The 13851-nt window shown below is 67.0% G+C and carries 16 protein-coding genes; 10 read left to right on the top strand and 6 right to left on the bottom strand.

The window, feature by feature from the left end; genetic code table 11:
• Positions 1 to 41 precede the first annotated feature (41 nt).
• The 5 genes from G3N96_RS06430 to G3N96_RS06410 all read left to right on the top strand — a co-directional run bounded on the left by G3N96_RS06430 (position 42) and on the right by G3N96_RS06410 (position 4642).
• Positions 42 to 992: a branched-chain amino acid ABC transporter permease gene (locus G3N96_RS06430; protein ID WP_006478051.1), complete on the top strand. Its 951-nt coding sequence runs from the start codon at positions 42 to 44 to the stop codon at positions 990 to 992.
• 18 nt (positions 993 to 1010) lie between these two features.
• Positions 1011 to 2180, top strand: coding sequence for an ABC transporter ATP-binding protein (locus tag G3N96_RS06425; protein WP_206136683.1), 1170 nt, complete (start codon positions 1011 to 1013; stop codon positions 2178 to 2180).
• 24 nt (positions 2181 to 2204) lie between these two features.
• A complete protein-coding gene (locus G3N96_RS06420; protein WP_021160760.1) occupies positions 2205 to 2981 on the top strand; it encodes an ABC transporter ATP-binding protein in 777 nt (258 codons plus the stop codon).
• Positions 2981 to 3697, top strand: a complete 717-nt coding sequence (locus tag G3N96_RS06415) for an ABC transporter ATP-binding protein (RefSeq protein ID WP_089426143.1) — start codon at positions 2981 to 2983, stop codon at positions 3695 to 3697. The genes G3N96_RS06420 and G3N96_RS06415 overlap by 1 nt, the downstream gene beginning before the upstream one ends.
• Positions 3698 to 3970: 273 nt before the next feature.
• A complete protein-coding gene (locus G3N96_RS06410; protein ID WP_206136682.1) occupies positions 3971 to 4642 on the top strand; it encodes a DUF2278 family protein in 672 nt (223 codons plus the stop codon).
• Between the two features lie 24 nt (positions 4643 to 4666).
• Here G3N96_RS06410 and G3N96_RS06405 read toward each other — a convergent pair whose 3' ends face one another.
• The 3 genes from G3N96_RS06405 to G3N96_RS06395 all read right to left on the bottom strand — a co-directional run bounded on the left by G3N96_RS06405 (position 4667) and on the right by G3N96_RS06395 (position 7645).
• Positions 4667 to 5122: a GNAT family acetyltransferase gene (locus G3N96_RS06405; protein WP_206136681.1), complete on the bottom strand. Its 456-nt coding sequence runs from the start codon at positions 5120 to 5122 to the stop codon at positions 4667 to 4669.
• Between the two features lie 13 nt (positions 5123 to 5135).
• Positions 5136 to 6320 carry an acetylornithine transaminase gene (locus tag G3N96_RS06400; protein ID WP_206136680.1) on the bottom strand — a complete coding sequence of 395 codons (1185 nt, stop codon included), beginning with the start codon at positions 6318 to 6320 and terminating at the stop codon, positions 5136 to 5138.
• A gap of 293 nt (positions 6321 to 6613) precedes the next feature.
• Positions 6614 to 7645, bottom strand: a complete 1032-nt coding sequence (locus G3N96_RS06395; RefSeq protein ID WP_206136679.1) for a CDP-6-deoxy-delta-3,4-glucoseen reductase — start codon at positions 7643 to 7645, stop codon at positions 6614 to 6616.
• A 107-nt stretch (positions 7646 to 7752) separates the two neighbouring features.
• Between G3N96_RS06395 and G3N96_RS06390 the strand changes: the two genes are divergently transcribed.
• Positions 7753 to 8790 (top strand): NAD-dependent epimerase/dehydratase family protein, encoded by a 1038-nt coding sequence (locus tag G3N96_RS06390; RefSeq protein ID WP_206136678.1) that lies wholly within the window; start codon positions 7753 to 7755, stop codon positions 8788 to 8790.
• Here G3N96_RS06390 and G3N96_RS06385 read toward each other — a convergent pair.
• Both G3N96_RS06385 and G3N96_RS06380 read right to left on the bottom strand, forming a co-directional pair.
• The gene (locus G3N96_RS06385) at positions 8773 to 8961 is read right to left on the bottom strand and encodes a hypothetical protein (protein ID WP_089495472.1); all 189 of its coding nucleotides are present in this window, start codon (positions 8959 to 8961) and stop codon (positions 8773 to 8775) included. The genes G3N96_RS06390 and G3N96_RS06385 overlap by 18 nt on opposite strands.
• A gap of 102 nt (positions 8962 to 9063) precedes the next feature.
• A complete protein-coding gene (locus tag G3N96_RS06380) occupies positions 9064 to 9780 on the bottom strand; it encodes a 16S rRNA pseudouridine(516) synthase (protein WP_089495471.1) in 717 nt (238 codons plus the stop codon).
• A 114-nt stretch (positions 9781 to 9894) separates the two neighbouring features.
• Between G3N96_RS06380 and copC the strand changes: the two genes are divergently transcribed.
• From copC to G3N96_RS06360, 4 genes are all read left to right on the top strand, one after another.
• Positions 9895 to 10269, top strand: a complete 375-nt coding sequence (gene copC / locus G3N96_RS06375) for a copper homeostasis periplasmic binding protein CopC (RefSeq protein WP_206136677.1) — start codon at positions 9895 to 9897, stop codon at positions 10267 to 10269.
• Between the two features lie 63 nt (positions 10270 to 10332).
• Complete coding sequence (locus G3N96_RS06370; protein ID WP_124583108.1) at positions 10333 to 10833, top strand: DinB family protein; 501 nt, start codon at positions 10333 to 10335, stop codon at positions 10831 to 10833.
• Between the two features lie 186 nt (positions 10834 to 11019).
• Positions 11020 to 11793 (top strand): SDR family oxidoreductase, encoded by a 774-nt coding sequence (locus tag G3N96_RS06365; protein ID WP_124583107.1) that lies wholly within the window; start codon positions 11020 to 11022, stop codon positions 11791 to 11793.
• A gap of 166 nt (positions 11794 to 11959) precedes the next feature.
• Complete coding sequence (locus G3N96_RS06360; protein ID WP_206136676.1) at positions 11960 to 12889, top strand: LysR family transcriptional regulator; 930 nt, start codon at positions 11960 to 11962, stop codon at positions 12887 to 12889.
• 40 nt (positions 12890 to 12929) lie between these two features.
• Here the strand turns inward: G3N96_RS06360 and G3N96_RS06355 are convergent, their stop codons facing one another.
• Positions 12930 to 13826: a LysR family transcriptional regulator gene (locus tag G3N96_RS06355; RefSeq protein ID WP_206136675.1), complete on the bottom strand. Its 897-nt coding sequence runs from the start codon at positions 13824 to 13826 to the stop codon at positions 12930 to 12932.
• Positions 13827 to 13851 lie beyond the last annotated feature (25 nt).

Raw genomic sequence — 13851 nt, 5'->3', positions numbered from 1 at the left:
GGGCGCAACGTCCTCCGGCAGCACGGGCCAAGGAGCTTTAAATGGATATTTTCGTCCAGCAGGTTCTCAACGGGCTGGTGCTCGGCAGTGTCTACGCCATCATCGCGTTGGGCTACACGATGGTGTACGGCATTCTCGGCATCATCAACTTCGCGCATGGCGACGTGCTGATGATCGGCGCGATGGTCGCCCTGTCGGCCATCACCGTGCTGCAGAACCATTTCCCCGGACTCGGCAACGTCGCGACACTGACGATCGGCCTGGGCATCGCCGCAGTCGTCTGTGCATTCGTCGGCTTCACGATCGAACGGGTCGCCTACCGGCCGCTGCGTCGCGCACCGCGCCTCGCCCCGCTGATTACCGCGATCGGCGTGTCGATCCTGCTGCAGACCGCCGCGATGATCATCTGGTCGCGCAACCCGCTGCCGTTCCCGCAATTGCTGCCGACCGATCCGATCAACGTGATCAAGGCCACCGACACGACGCCCGGCGCCGTGATCTCGGTGACTGAAATCGTGATCATCGCGGTGGCGTTCATCGTGATGGGCGGCCTGCTGCTGCTCGTGCACAAGACCAAGCTCGGCCGTGCGATGCGCGCGATCGCCGAAAGCCCGAATACGGCCAGCCTGATGGGCGTGAACCCGAACTTCGTGATCTCCGCGACGTTCATGATCGGCTCCGCGCTCGCCGCGCTGGCCGGCGTGATGATCGCATCCGAATACGGCAACGTGCACTTCTACATGGGCTTCATCCCCGGCATGAAGGCATTCACGGCCGCGGTGCTGGGCGGGATCGGCAACCTCGGCGGTGCGATGGTCGGCGGCGTGCTGCTCGGCCTGATCGAGCAGCTCGGGGCCGGCTACATCGGCAACCTCACGGGCGGCGTATTCGGCAGTAACTACCAGGACGTGTTCGCCTTCGTCGTGCTGATCATCGTGCTGGTGTTCCGTCCGTCCGGCCTGCTGGGCGAACGTGTCGCGGATCGCGCGTAACGGAAGGGAGCAAACAACATGACATCCATTCAACCGATCGAATCCTCGACGTCGCTCGTCGAAGAGCGCAACACCACCAAGACCGTCATCATCGGCCTTCTGACCGCGGTCTTCGTGATCGCGGCGCCGATCATCATCGGCTCGGCCGGCGGCAACTACTGGGTCCGCGTGCTCGACTTCGCGATGCTGTACGTGATGCTCGCGCTCGGCCTGAACGTGGTGGTCGGCTTCGCCGGCCTGCTCGACCTGGGCTACATCGCGTTCTACGCGGTGGGCGCGTACACGGCGGCGTTGTTGAGCTCGCCGCACCTGAGCTCGCAATTCGAGTGGATCGCGGCGCTCGCGCCGAACGGGCTGCATGTGCCGTTCCTGATCATCGTGCCGATCGCGATGGCGCTGGCGGCGACCTTCGGGATCCTGCTCGGTGCGCCGACGCTGCGCCTGCGCGGCGACTACCTGGCGATCGTGACGCTCGGCTTCGGTGAAATCGTCCGGATCTTCATGAACAACCTCGACCGTCCGGTGAACATCACCAACGGCCCGAAGGGGATCACGGGCATTGATCCGGTGCACGTCGGCGGCTTCAACCTGTCGCAGACGCACTCACTGTTCGGGATCCAGCTGCCGTCGGTGTACATGTACTACTACCTGTTCGTGCTGTGCTCGCTGCTGGTGATCTGGGTGTGTACGCGCCTGCAGCACTCGCGTATCGGCCGCGCATGGGCGGCGATTCGCGAAGACGAGATCGCGGCGAAGGCGATGGGCATCAACACCCGTAACGTGAAGCTGCTCGCATTCGCGATGGGCGCGTCGTTCGGCGGCCTCTCGGGTGCGATGTTCGGTTCGTTCCAGGGCTTCGTGTCGCCGGAATCGTTCACGTTCTGGGAATCGATCGTCGTGCTGGCCTGCGTGGTGCTCGGCGGCATGGGCCACATCCCGGGCGTGATCCTGGGCGCGGTGCTGCTCGCGATCTTCCCGGAATTCCTGCGCTCGACGATGAGCCCGCTGCAGCACGCGCTGTTCGGTCATGACATCGTCGATACGGAAGTGATCCGTCAGGCGCTGTACGGTCTCGCGATGGTGGTCATCATGCTGTACCGCTCGGAAGGCCTGTGGCCCGCGCCGAAGCATGAGGACAAGATCGCGAAACTGGCGAAGCGCAACAGCAAGAAGCCGGTTCGTGCTTAATCGACGGACACTGGGGATATACACATGAGCGACAAACAAATCCGACTGTCCGTCAAAGGCGTGAACAAGCGCTTCGGTGGCCTGCAGGCGCTGTCCGACGTCGGCCTCGAAATCAAGGAAGGCGAGATCTACGGGCTGATCGGCCCGAACGGCGCCGGCAAGACGACGTTCTTCAACGTGATCACGGGCCTCTACACGCCGGACTCCGGCGAGTTCAAGCTCGACGGCTCGGAGTACAAGCCGACCGCGGTGCATCAGGTCGCGAAGACGGGCATCGCGCGCACGTTCCAGAACATCCGCCTGTTCGGCGGGATGACGGCCCTCGAGAACGTGATGGTGGGCCGCCACGTGCGCACCAAGCACGGGCTGCTCGGCGCGGTGTTCCAGACGCCGGCCGAACGCCAGGAAGAGCGCGAGATCAAGGAACGCGCGATCGAGCTGCTCGAATACGTCGGCGTGCTGCAGTACGCGGACTATACGTCGCGCAACCTGTCGTACGGCCACCAGCGCCGTCTCGAGATCGCGCGCGCGCTGGCCACCGACCCGAAGCTGCTCGCGCTCGACGAGCCGGCGGCCGGGATGAACGCGACCGAGAAGGTCGAACTCACGCGCCTGCTCGACAAGATCCGCTCGGACGGCCGCACGATTCTCCTGATCGAGCACGACGTGAAGCTCGTGATGGGACTGTGCAACCGGATGACGGTGCTCGATTACGGCAAGGTGATCGCCGAGGGTCTGCCGCAGGACGTGCAGAAGAATCCGAAGGTGATTGAGGCATATCTCGGCGCAGGGGTGCACTGATGGCAGCGGCAATGTTGAAAATCAAGGGCTTGCAGGTCAACTACGGCGGCATCCAGGCCGTCAAGGGCGTTGACATGGAAGTCCGCCAGGGCGAGCTCGTGACGCTGATCGGCGCGAACGGCGCGGGCAAGACCACGACGATGAAGGCGATCACGGGTCTGAAGGCGTATTCGGCCGGCGACATCGAGTACGAGGGCAAGTCGATCAAGGGCATTCCGACGCACGAGTTGCTCAAGCGCGGCCTCGCGATGGTGCCGGAAGGCCGCGGGATCTTCGCGCGGATGTCGATCGTCGAGAACATGCAGATGGGTGCATATCTGCGCAACGACGGCGAGCAGATCAAGAAGGACGTCGACCGCATGTTCGGCTTCTTCCCGCGCCTGAAGGAGCGTGCGACGCAGCTCGCGGGCACGCTGTCGGGCGGCGAGCAGCAGATGCTGGCGATGTCGCGCGCGATCCTCTCGAAGCCGAAGCTGCTGCTGCTCGACGAGCCGTCGATGGGCCTGTCGCCGATCATGGTCGAGAAGATCTTCGAAGTGGTGCGTGAAATCTCGAAGGAGGGCATCACGGTGCTGCTCGTCGAGCAGAATGCACGCCTCGCGCTGCAGGCGGCCGACCGCGGCTACGTGATGGATTCGGGCACGGTCACGATGGAAGGCGATGCGAAGCAGATGCTCGACGATCCGAAGGTGCGGGCTGCGTATCTGGGTGAATGAGTGAGTGAATGAGCGGGCCCGGTGGCGCGCGACGGCAGATGCCGGCCGCGTCGCACACGGGCTTTCGAAAGGCTGTCACGGGATGCCGTGACAGCTTTTTTTTCGTGTCATGCGATTCCGGTCGAACTTGTGCGTGCGGGCGCGACTCCATTCGACTGTTGCGCCGCGCTCGCGGCGCGGGAACGATGGGGGCGGCCGCTCGTTGCCGGTCGCCTGCCAACCGTCACACGGGCCGTGTAGCATCGGCGGCCCATCGGGACACGGAGAGCGCGCATGAGTCTGGACTACGGTTTCGTGAAGGCGAAGGTGACATCGGTGGCGAAGCTGAAAGGCTCGCCGCACGGTAGCGAGATCCAGTATCACGTCCACCTGACGCTGGCATTGCCGGGAGGCGACTGGGACGTCGCGATCAACGTGGGCACCAACGACGCGGACGACCTGCTGAACTACAAGCTCGTCTACGATTTCCACCACCCGATCACGCAGACGCTCGCGGCCGCGGCCGAGGGCTATACGGACCTGACGGGGCAGGCAGCCTTGCCCGCGCTCGACTACCTGCGCAGCGACATCCTGAACGAAACGGGCGCATGGCGCCCGAGCGCCGTGATGGACGGCACGGAGAATCAGGAGCCGATCCCGTCGCTGCTGCGGTTGGTGAACGCCGCGCAGTCGCAGGGGCTCGACGTCGTCGTGTTCGGCCGCTCGTATTCGGAAGGCAACGGCATCCACGACACCCACATGAACCAGGGGTCGACCGGCGCGAACTACCTGAACCGCGCGGGCGACGACCACAACGATCACAACGACATCTGGCAGGACGGCGCGCTGATCGTGCGCGTGAGCGATACGCAATGGGCCGCGTATTTCGCCGCGTTCGAGCAGCAGGCCGTGCCGACCGACGCGCTCGGCAATCCGCTGCCGGGCGCGGGGCCGATCACGCGCTGACGTGGCGGGCGGCCGGCCTCTGCTTCACGCGGCCGGCAGCGTCTTGCCGAACGAGATGCGTTCCTCGACGCGATAGCCGAGCGCCGCGTAGAAGCGGCACGCATCGTCGTTGCCGGGCAGCACCTGCAGGTTGATCTTCAGGCAGCCGCGCGCGGCGAGCGCGCGTTCCGCATGCGCGATCAGCGCGCGGCCGATGCCGAGCCGGCGTGCGTCGTTCGACACGCCGAACGAGTAGAGCCAGCCGCGATGCCCGTCGAAACCCGCCATCAGCGTGCCGACCACGCGTGCGCCGCTGGTCGCGACGAAGAACAGTTCCGGCTGCGTCGCGAGCTTCAGCTCGATCGATCGCAGCGGATCGCGGTGCGGCGGCGCATCCGCGTCTTCATACTGCGGGAACGCGTCACGCCATACCGCGAGCACGGCATCGGTGTCGGCGCGTTCGAACGGGCGGATTACAACGGCATCGGCGGTGGCATCCATCGGCGGGCTCTCCTTAGAGCGTGTCGAGCACCGACCGCAGCATCGCCATCATCTGGTCGATTTCCTCGGTCGTCACGTTCAGTGCGGGCATGAAGCGCAGCAGGTTCGGCCGCGCGGCGTTCAGCAGCAGGCCGTCGGGCTGCATGTCGCGGGCCTTCTCGACGATCTGCGGGCCGATGTCCTTGCCGAGCAGCAGCGCGCGCAGCAGGCCTTCGCCGCGTTCGCCTTCGAAGCCGCGCTCTTCCGACAGCTCGAGCAGCTTGCGCTTCAGGTATTCGCTGCGCGCACGCACACCTTCGAGGAAGCCCGGTGCGACGAGCTGCGAGATCACCGAATAGCCGACCGCCGTCATCAGCGGGTTGCCGTTGTACGTGCCACCCTGGTCGCCGGCCTCGAACACCGCGAACTCGGCCTTCGACAGCAGCGCGCCGAGCGGGGCGCCGCCGCCGATGCCTTTCGCGAGCGTCATGACGTCCGGCTCGATGCCGGACAGCTCGTACGCGAACAGCGTGCCCGCGCGGCCGCAGCCGCTTTGCACTTCGTCGACGATCAGCAGCAGGTCGTGCTGCTTCGTCAGCGCGCGCAGCGCCTGCATGAATTCACGCGTCGCCGGAATCACGCCGCCTTCACCCTGGATCGGCTCGAGCATCACGGCGACGGTCTTGTCGGTGATCAGCTTCTCGACCGAGTTGATGTCGTTCAGCTCGGCCTTCGGGAAGCCCGGCACCTGCGGGGCGTAGATCGTGTCCCAGCCCGGCTTGCCGCTGGCCGACATCGTCGCGAGCGTGCGGCCGTGGAAGCTGTGGTCGAACGTGATGATCTCGTACGCGCCGTTCTTGAACTTGCGGCCCCACTTGCGCGCGAGCTTGATCGCGCCTTCGTTCGCTTCCGCGCCGCTGTTCGTGAAGAACACCTTGTCGAACACGCTGTGCTGCGTGAGCAGGCCCGCGAGCTTCGCCATCGGTTCGTTGTAGAACGCGGGCGACGGGTTCAGCAGCTTTTCCGCCTGCGTCTTCAGCGCGTCGACGATGCCGTCGTTGCAATGGCCGAGGCTGTTGACGGCCCAGCCCTGGATGAAGTCCAGATAGCGCTTGCCCGTATGATCGTAGAGCCACGAACCCTTGCCGTGCGTAAACACGATGTCGGGGCGGTTCGTGATGTACATCAGCGAGTCGATCGGATAATCGTTCAGGGGCATGGCAGCAGACTCCAGCGGACGTTGAAAGGAAAGCAGGCAATAAAAAAGCCACGGAAGGCCGTGGCTGGTGGGTCGAACAGCTTGTGCGTAACCGGTGAAGCAGTGTGGGGGTTACGCGCGAGTCCGTGACGAGCCTGCGGCATCCGGGCGGAGCGGCGAGCGGCGACGTCGAAGGGCGGACAGGAAGCAGTTCATGTGCGCAAGCATAAGGCATCCCGCGCGTCACTGTAAACCGCCGCGATGCCACGGATGTGACATCGCGGCGCGCAGTGCCGTACGCGGGTGCGTCGGCCTCAGACCGGATGCGCGAGATCGGCGGCGCTCGTGAACGAGTCCGCGTAGAACTCGTCGGCCGGCAGCGCGTGGTGCTGCGTGAAGTCGCGCTGCGCGGATTCGACCATCACCGGCGCGCCGCATGCGTACACCTGGTGGCCCGACAGGTCGGGCAGATCCTCGATCACCGCGCGATGGACGAAGCCGGTGCGGCCCGTCCACTGATCGCCGGCGTCCGGCTCGGAGAGCACCGGCACGTACGTGAAGTTCGGGATCTCGCGAGCCCACTGCTCGGCGAGCTCGCCGAGGTAGATGTCCTTCTTGCGGCGCGCGCCCCAGTAGAGCGTCATCGGGCGCGTGATGCCCGTGTGCTTCACGTGCTCGATGATCGCCTTGATCGGCGCGAAGCCGGTGCCCGATGCGAGCAGCACGATCGGCTTGTCGGAATCTTCACGCAGGAAGAACGTGCCGAGCGGGCCTTCGAAGCGCAGGATGTCGCGCTCCTTCATCGCGCCGAACACGTGGTCGGTGAACTTGCCGCCCGGCATGTGGCGGATGTGCAGCTCGACCGCGCCTTCCTCGTGCGGCGCGTTCGCCATCGAGTAGCTGCGGCGCGAGCCGTCCTTCAGGATGAACTCGACGTACTGGCCCGCGAGATACTGCAGGCGTTCGTTGGCGGGGAGCTGCAGCTTCACGACCATCACGTCGTCGGCCTTGCGCTCGAGCGCGGCGATCCGGCACGGCAGCTTCTTGACCTGCACGCCGTCGACGCCGGCGATTTCACGCACGTCGATTTCGAGATCGCACTGCGCCTTCGAGCAGCACAGCAGCGCGAGGCCGCGCGTGCGCTCGTCGTTGGACAGCGCCGACGCGGCATGCGGGCCCTGTTCGATCTGGCCCGACACGATCTGGCCCTTGCACGAGCCGCACGCGCCGTTCTTGCAGCCGTACGGCAGATGGACGTTCTGGCGCAGCGCGGCCGCCAGCACGGTTTCATCCGACTCGACCTGGAATTGCCGGCCGCTTTGCTTGAGAGTGACGTTGAATGCCATAGAACCAAACTAGAACAAAATGGGGGGACCGTGCATGTCGGGCACGGCAGCTACAATGCAAACCCGTTGCGCGTCGCGCAACGGTGGCTACTGATTTCGCAACCAACATGATCGCGACTCGAATCCTGCGCCGGCCGCGCGCACTGATCGTCGGCTGCGGCGACGTCGGCATGCGCTGCGTCGCGCAATGGCGCGACGCGCGCCGCAACCTGCGGATCTTCGCGCTGACGAGCCATCCGGCCCGTCGCGACGAACTGCGCGCCGCGGGTGCAACACCGATCGTCGGCGACCTCGATGGCCGGGCGACGCTTGGCCGCCTCGCGGGTCTGGCCCGCACGATCCTGCATCTCGCACCGCCGCAGCCCGATGGCCGCGACGACCGGCGCACGCGTGCGCTGATCGCCGCAACGACCGTGCCTGCGCGACGGCCGCCGGTGCCGCCGGCCTCGGCGGTCGGCCGGCTCCGAACGCTGCGCACCGCTGCCCGACAGGCCGGCGCGCCCGTTCGGGCAGCGCGTATTGTACCCGACGGCCTTCGTGCGCCGAGGCTCGTCTACGCCAGTACGACGGGCGTTTACGGCGATTGCGGCGGCGCGCGCATCGACGAGACGCAGCCGCTGCGCCCCGCGAATCCGCGCGCGTTCCGGCGCGTGTCGGCCGAGCGGCAGTTGCGTGCGGCGACGGTGCGCGGCGTGCTGTCCGCGCGCATCGTGCGGATTCCCGGGATCTACGCGGCGAACCGTCTGCCGGTCGCACGGCTCGAGCGCGGCACGCCGGCGCTCGAACCGGCCGACGACGTCTACACGAACCACATCCACGCGGACGATCTCGCGGCGATCCTGCGCCGTGCGGCCGAACGCGGCAAGCCGGCGCGCGCCGTGCACGCGTCGGACGACAGCGAACTGCGGATGGGGGAGTATTTCGACCGGGTCGCGCAGGTGCTCGGCCTGCCGAGGCCGCCACGCGTCAGCCGCGCGGACGCCGAGCGTCAGCTCGAACCGACACTGCTGTCGTTCATGCGCGAGTCGCGGCGCCTGTCCAACGCACGGCTCAAGGCCGAATTGTGCGTGACGTTGCGCTATCCGACCGTAGACGATTTCCTTCAAACGCTTGCGCCGGGCAGCGCGTCAGGTGAGCGCCGGTAACGCCTCGATCAGCAGGAAGCACAGCAACGCGCCGATCAGCGCGCCAATCAGGTTCGGATGATATTTGTGCTTCCGGTGCATCGTGGCCAGCAGGCCGCCGATCACGATGACCCCGACGACCGCGAACGCGATCATCACGTACGACAGTTCAAAAGTATGGTTGCTCATGATGTCTCCCCTGCATCGCTGCTCGTACAGCTTGTGATTTCAGTATAGCGGGGGAACATGCGGCGGAGATGCGGCCGGACGTCGAACGGTCGTGCGGATTTTCCCTTACAGGGTTTTGACGGTATTGCGCAGCGCCGAAAGGTCGGCGTCATCGAGCCAGCGCCACGCGCCGGGCGCGAGATCGTCCGGCAGCGTGAAGCCGCCGATGCTTTCGCGATGCAGCGCTTCGACGCGATTGCTCGCCGCCGCGACCATGCGTTTGACCTGGTGATACTTGCCTTCGAGGACGGTCAGCGCGAGTGCGTGCGGGTCGCGCGCGTCGGCGGCGACCGCCGCGATCGGCTTCGGCTCGCCGTGCAACTGCACGCCGGTGCGCAGCGTGTTCAGCTGCGTGTCGTCGAGCGGGTGGCGCACGGTCGCCACGTAGGTCTTCGGCACCTTGCGTTTCGGCGACGTGTACGCGTGCACGAACTGGCCGTCGTCGGACAGCAGCAGCAGGCCCGTCGTGTCCTGGTCGAGACGCCCGACGCACTGCACGCCGCGTGCGACGAGCGGCGCAGGCAGCAGGCTGAACACGCTCGCGTGGTGTTGCGGGTCGCGTGAACACTCGTAGCCGGCCGGCTTGTTGAGCGCGAGATAGGCGCGTGCGTGGAACGGCCACGCCGTATCGTCGACCGAGAACACGAGGCCGTCGGTATCGAACGCGGCGTCGGGGTCGGTCGCGCGGGCGCCCGCCACGCTGACGCGGCCCGCTTCGATCAGGCCGCGGCACTGGCGGCGCGAGCCGAAGCCCTGGGTGTAGAGAATGCTTTCGAGATCCATAGCGCGCGCATTCTATCAAGCGATGGCGCGCGACCGGCATGAACGCGCATGCGCTGGTAAGCTGCCGGTACGTCGCGCGGGGCGCGGCGCCCGCTCATTCTTCACGGAAAGTCCATGCCTTTTGCTTCGTTCCCGTTCGGCCGCCACGCCGCTGCCGTCATCGTTGCGGCGACCGTCTCGTCGGCCGCGTTCGCGCACGCGCACCTCGCGAAGAGCGATCCGGCGGCGGGCGCGTCGGTGGCTGCCGCACCGGCCGCCGTCACGATCGACTTCACCGAGCCGCTGGAACCCGCGTTCAGCTCGATCGTCGTCGTCGACGGCGACGGCAAGGCGGTGTCGGACGGCCGCGCGCGCATCGACGCGTCGAACCGCAAGCGGATGTCGGTGCCGCTCACGGCGGTCGGCACCGGCGCCTATACGGTGAAATGGGTGGTCGTCGCGACCGACGGGCACCGCACCCAGGGCGCGTACGGCTTCAGCGTGAAGTGACGCAACGGCGACGGCAGGCCCGTGCCAGGGCTGCCGCCGCCCCTATCCGACAGGGAGTCCCGCATGAATCCGACGACGCTCGACGCACTCGCCGATTTTCCCCGTCAGCTCGAAGCGCATTTCGCGGCCGTCCCCGACGGCTACGCGCGCTGGACGCCCGACGACTGGGCCGGGATTCCAAGCGAGCATTTTTCGCCGCTCGGGCAGCTCTGCCATGTGCGCGACATCGAGATCGACGGCTATCACGTGCGGCTGCGGCGGATGCTCGACGAAGACCGGCCGCTGCTCGTGTCGATCGATGGCGACGCGCTCGCGATCGAGCGCCGCTACAACGACGCTTATGCGTCCGACGTGCTGGCGGCGATCCGCGAAGCGCGGCGCGAGACGCTGGACCTCGTGTCGCGTCTCACGCCCGAACAGCTCGCGCGCACCGGGGAATTCGACGGCTACGGTTCGCTGACCGTGCGCGGGCTCGTCCACTACCTGTGCAGCCACGACCAGCAGCACCTGGCCGGCATGCAGTGGCTGCTCGGCAAGATCGACGCGACGCTGTACGCGCGCTGAGCGGGCGCCGGGATAGGCGTCAATCGATCGAGGACAGATTCCGGCGCGGTTGTCGGTGCGACAGGCTGCACATCCGCGCTTCGATTGGATCGTTTTTCTGGATAATCCATCCAGCCGCGCCCGGCTGACCGGCGCGTCGCGCGTGCCTACACTCCAAGCTTCGTTCAACGAGAAAAGGAGTCAACCGTGGCAACTCACACGCTCGCAGACAAGGTCGTCCTGATCGCAGGCGGCGCAAAGAATCTCGGCGGCCTGATCGCGCGGGATCTGGCGAGCCACGGTGCGAAGGCCGTGGCGATTCACTACAACAGCGCCGCGTCGCTGGCGCAGGCCGAGGAGACGGCCGCCGCGGTGCGTGCGGCCGGCGCGGAAGCGGCAACCTTCCAGGGCGACCTGACGACGGCCGGCGCGGTTGAGAAGCTGTTCGACGACGCGAAGCAGCGCTTCGGCAAGATCGACATCGCGATCAACACGGTCGGCAAGGTGCTGAAGAAGCCGTTCACCGAGATCAGCGAGGCCGAGTACGACGAGATGTTCGCGGTCAACAGCAAGTCGGCGTTCTTCTTCATCAAGGAAGCGGGACGGCACCTCGAGGATCACGGCAAGCTCGTCACGCTCGTGACGTCGCTGCTCGGCGCGTTCACGCCGTTCTATGCGGCGTACGAAGGGTCGAAGGCGCCGGTCGAGCATTTCACGCGCGCGGCGTCGAAGGAGTACGGCGCACGCGGGATCTCGGTGACGGCCGTCGGGCCGGGCCCGATGGACACGCCGTTCTTCTACCCGGCCGAGGGCGCCGATGCAGTCGCGTACCACAAGACGGCGGCCGCGCTGTCGCCGTTCAGCAAGACGGGCCTGACCGACATCGAGGACGTCGTGCCGTTCATCCGCCATCTCGTCACCGACGGCTGGTGGATCACGGGTCAGACGATCCTGATCAACGGCGGCTACACGACCAAGTAACCGACCCGGCAACGGGCCGCGCGGCGCACCGCAATGGCGCGTTTGCGTGGACAATGGACGGGCGCGCGGCCTTGCGGCCGCGTGCCCGTTTTCTCTGTGCCGCCGAACCTTGTCGCGACGCGCGACGGCTGGCGGCGGCGTTCGTCCGAACCTACGTTCCCCGCCGATGGACAAGCTGGATCAGGTCAGAATCTTCCTGCAGGTTGCCGAGATGGGCAGCTTCATCAAGGCCGCGCATGCGCTCGACGTGCCGCGCGCGACCGTATCGGCGGCCGTCCAGCAACTGGAGACGGGGCTCGGCACGCGCCTCTTGCACCGCACGACACGCCAGGTGCAGCTGACCGCCGACGGTGCGCTGCTGCTCGAACGCGGCCGGCGCCTGCTCGCGGAGGCCGACGAACTCGACCGCCTGTTCCGCCGCCGCGACCGCGACGTGATCGGCCGGCTGAACGTCGACGTGCCGAGCCGGATCGCGCGCCGCGTGGTGGCGCCCGCGCTGCCGTCGCTGTTTCACCGTTATCCGAAGCTGCAACTGTCGCTCGGCTCGACCGATCGTTCGATCGACCTCGTGCAGGAGGGTGTCGATTGTGCGATTCGCGTGGGGCGGCTCGCGGACAGCAGCCTCGTCGTGCGGCCGCTCGGGCAGTTCACGCTGATCAACTGCGCGAGCCCCGACTACCTGCGCGAATGCGGCGTGCCCGAGCATCCGGATGCGCTCGCACACGGACACTGGGCGATCGGCTATGCGTCGCCGACGACCGGGCGCGAACTCGACTGGGAATACTGCGTGGACGGCCAGCGGCACACGCTCATGCTGCCGAGCCGGGTGATCGTCAACAATGCCGAAACCTATATCGCCAGCTGCATCGCCGGGATGGGGCTGATCCAGATTCCGCGCTTCGACGTCCAGCATCTGCTCGACAGCGGCGCACTCGTCGACGTGATGCCAGGCCACCGCGCCGCACCGATGGACGTGTCGGCCGTGTACCCGCACCGGCGCCATCGTTCGCGCCGGCTCAATGCGTTCGTCGAATGGTTCGGGGAACTGATGGCGAGCGCGCTGACGAGGGGCGGGGAGGGTGTGGAGGGCGACTGACCGGCACGGCCGGATCGCGTCACGTGCCGTCGTGCCTGTTTCAGCCGGGCAGCGCCGCGAACTGCCGGCTGCGCCCGGTTTCCCGCACCGCGTCGATCAACGCCGCGGCGGCGCCGCTCGGTTTCGCCGCGAACGCGTAGAAGCGCGCGGCCGGCAGCGCCGGCAGGCCGTCCTGCGGGCCGCATTCGCGCAGGCCGTCGCGCAACTGGCTGCGCGCCAGCGCGGTGACCGCGAAGCCCGCGAGCGCGGCCGACACGCAGCCGGCCATGCTGCTGCTCTCGAACAGCACGCGAAACGGCCGCAGCGCGGCGGCGAGTGCCGCGACGGCGGCTTCGCGATAGACGCATGGCTGCGGAAACAGCGCGAGCGGCACGTCGCCGCCGGCGTCGAGCGTGCGATCCGACGCGAACGCCCACACGAGCGGTTCTTCCCACAGCAGTTCGCCCGGCGTGTCGACCTGCCGGCACTGCTTGCCGAACACGACGTCGAGCCGGCCGAGCGTCTGCTCGCGCAGCAGCGACGCGGTGATCCCGACCTTCAGCTCGATCGACGTGCGCGGGTGGCGGTCGCGGAACGTGCGCAGCACGTGCGGCAGCCACGCACCCGCGAAATCCTCCGATGCGCCGACCCGCAGCGGCCCGTGCGCCGGCGCGCCGCGCAGCCTCGCGCGCACTTCGCGCTCCATGTCGACGATGTTGCGTGCGTACGCGTACAGCGTGTCGCCGGCCGGCGTGAGCGCGATGCGACGGGTGGTGCGCGCGAGCAGCACCGTGCCGGCTGCCTGTTCGAGCCGCTTGATGTGGCCGCTGACGGCGGACGGCGTCAGCGCGAGCCGTTCCGCGGCCGGCGCGAACCCGCGGCTGTCGACGACTTCGAGGAAGGTGCGCAGCAACGTGATGTCGAGCGACGTCGACGCGGGATCGGTCAGCGGTTCCATGGATCAATTAAACGCGATACTCAAT

The organism is Burkholderia sp. Se-20373 (genome assembly GCF_017104705.1).
In the GTDB taxonomy this organism is placed as follows: Bacteria; Pseudomonadota; Gammaproteobacteria; order Burkholderiales; family Burkholderiaceae; genus Burkholderia.
This window is presented reverse-complemented; position numbering and strand designations above follow the sequence as displayed.

What these genes read in the sequence shown, in the direction of transcription:
- G3N96_RS06410 (WP_206136682.1), top strand. Translation starts at nt 3,971, where the DNA reads ATGAGTCTGGACTACGGTTTCGTGAAGGCGAAGGTGACATCGGTGGCG.
- G3N96_RS06390 (WP_206136678.1), top strand. Translation starts at nt 7,753, where the DNA reads ATGATCGCGACTCGAATCCTGCGCCGGCCGCGCGCACTGATCGTCGGC.
- G3N96_RS06415 (WP_089426143.1), top strand. Translation starts at nt 2,981, where the DNA reads ATGGCAGCGGCAATGTTGAAAATCAAGGGCTTGCAGGTCAACTACGGC.
- G3N96_RS06425 (WP_206136683.1), top strand. Translation starts at nt 1,011, where the DNA reads ATGACATCCATTCAACCGATCGAATCCTCGACGTCGCTCGTCGAAGAG.
- G3N96_RS06380 (WP_089495471.1), bottom strand. Translation starts at nt 9,780, where the DNA reads ATGGATCTCGAAAGCATTCTCTACACCCAGGGCTTCGGCTCGCGCCGC.
- G3N96_RS06395 (WP_206136679.1), bottom strand. Translation starts at nt 7,645, where the DNA reads ATGGCATTCAACGTCACTCTCAAGCAAAGCGGCCGGCAATTCCAGGTC.
- copC (WP_206136677.1), top strand. Translation starts at nt 9,895, where the DNA reads ATGCCTTTTGCTTCGTTCCCGTTCGGCCGCCACGCCGCTGCCGTCATC.
- G3N96_RS06370 (WP_124583108.1), top strand. Translation starts at nt 10,333, where the DNA reads ATGAATCCGACGACGCTCGACGCACTCGCCGATTTTCCCCGTCAGCTC.
- G3N96_RS06400 (WP_206136680.1), bottom strand. Translation starts at nt 6,320, where the DNA reads ATGCCCCTGAACGATTATCCGATCGACTCGCTGATGTACATCACGAAC.
- G3N96_RS06420 (WP_021160760.1), top strand. Translation starts at nt 2,205, where the DNA reads ATGAGCGACAAACAAATCCGACTGTCCGTCAAAGGCGTGAACAAGCGC.
- G3N96_RS06405 (WP_206136681.1), bottom strand. Translation starts at nt 5,122, where the DNA reads ATGGATGCCACCGCCGATGCCGTTGTAATCCGCCCGTTCGAACGCGCC.
- G3N96_RS06360 (WP_206136676.1), top strand. Translation starts at nt 11,960, where the DNA reads ATGGACAAGCTGGATCAGGTCAGAATCTTCCTGCAGGTTGCCGAGATG.
- G3N96_RS06430 (WP_006478051.1), top strand. Translation starts at nt 42, where the DNA reads ATGGATATTTTCGTCCAGCAGGTTCTCAACGGGCTGGTGCTCGGCAGT.
- G3N96_RS06355 (WP_206136675.1), bottom strand. Translation starts at nt 13,826, where the DNA reads ATGGAACCGCTGACCGATCCCGCGTCGACGTCGCTCGACATCACGTTG.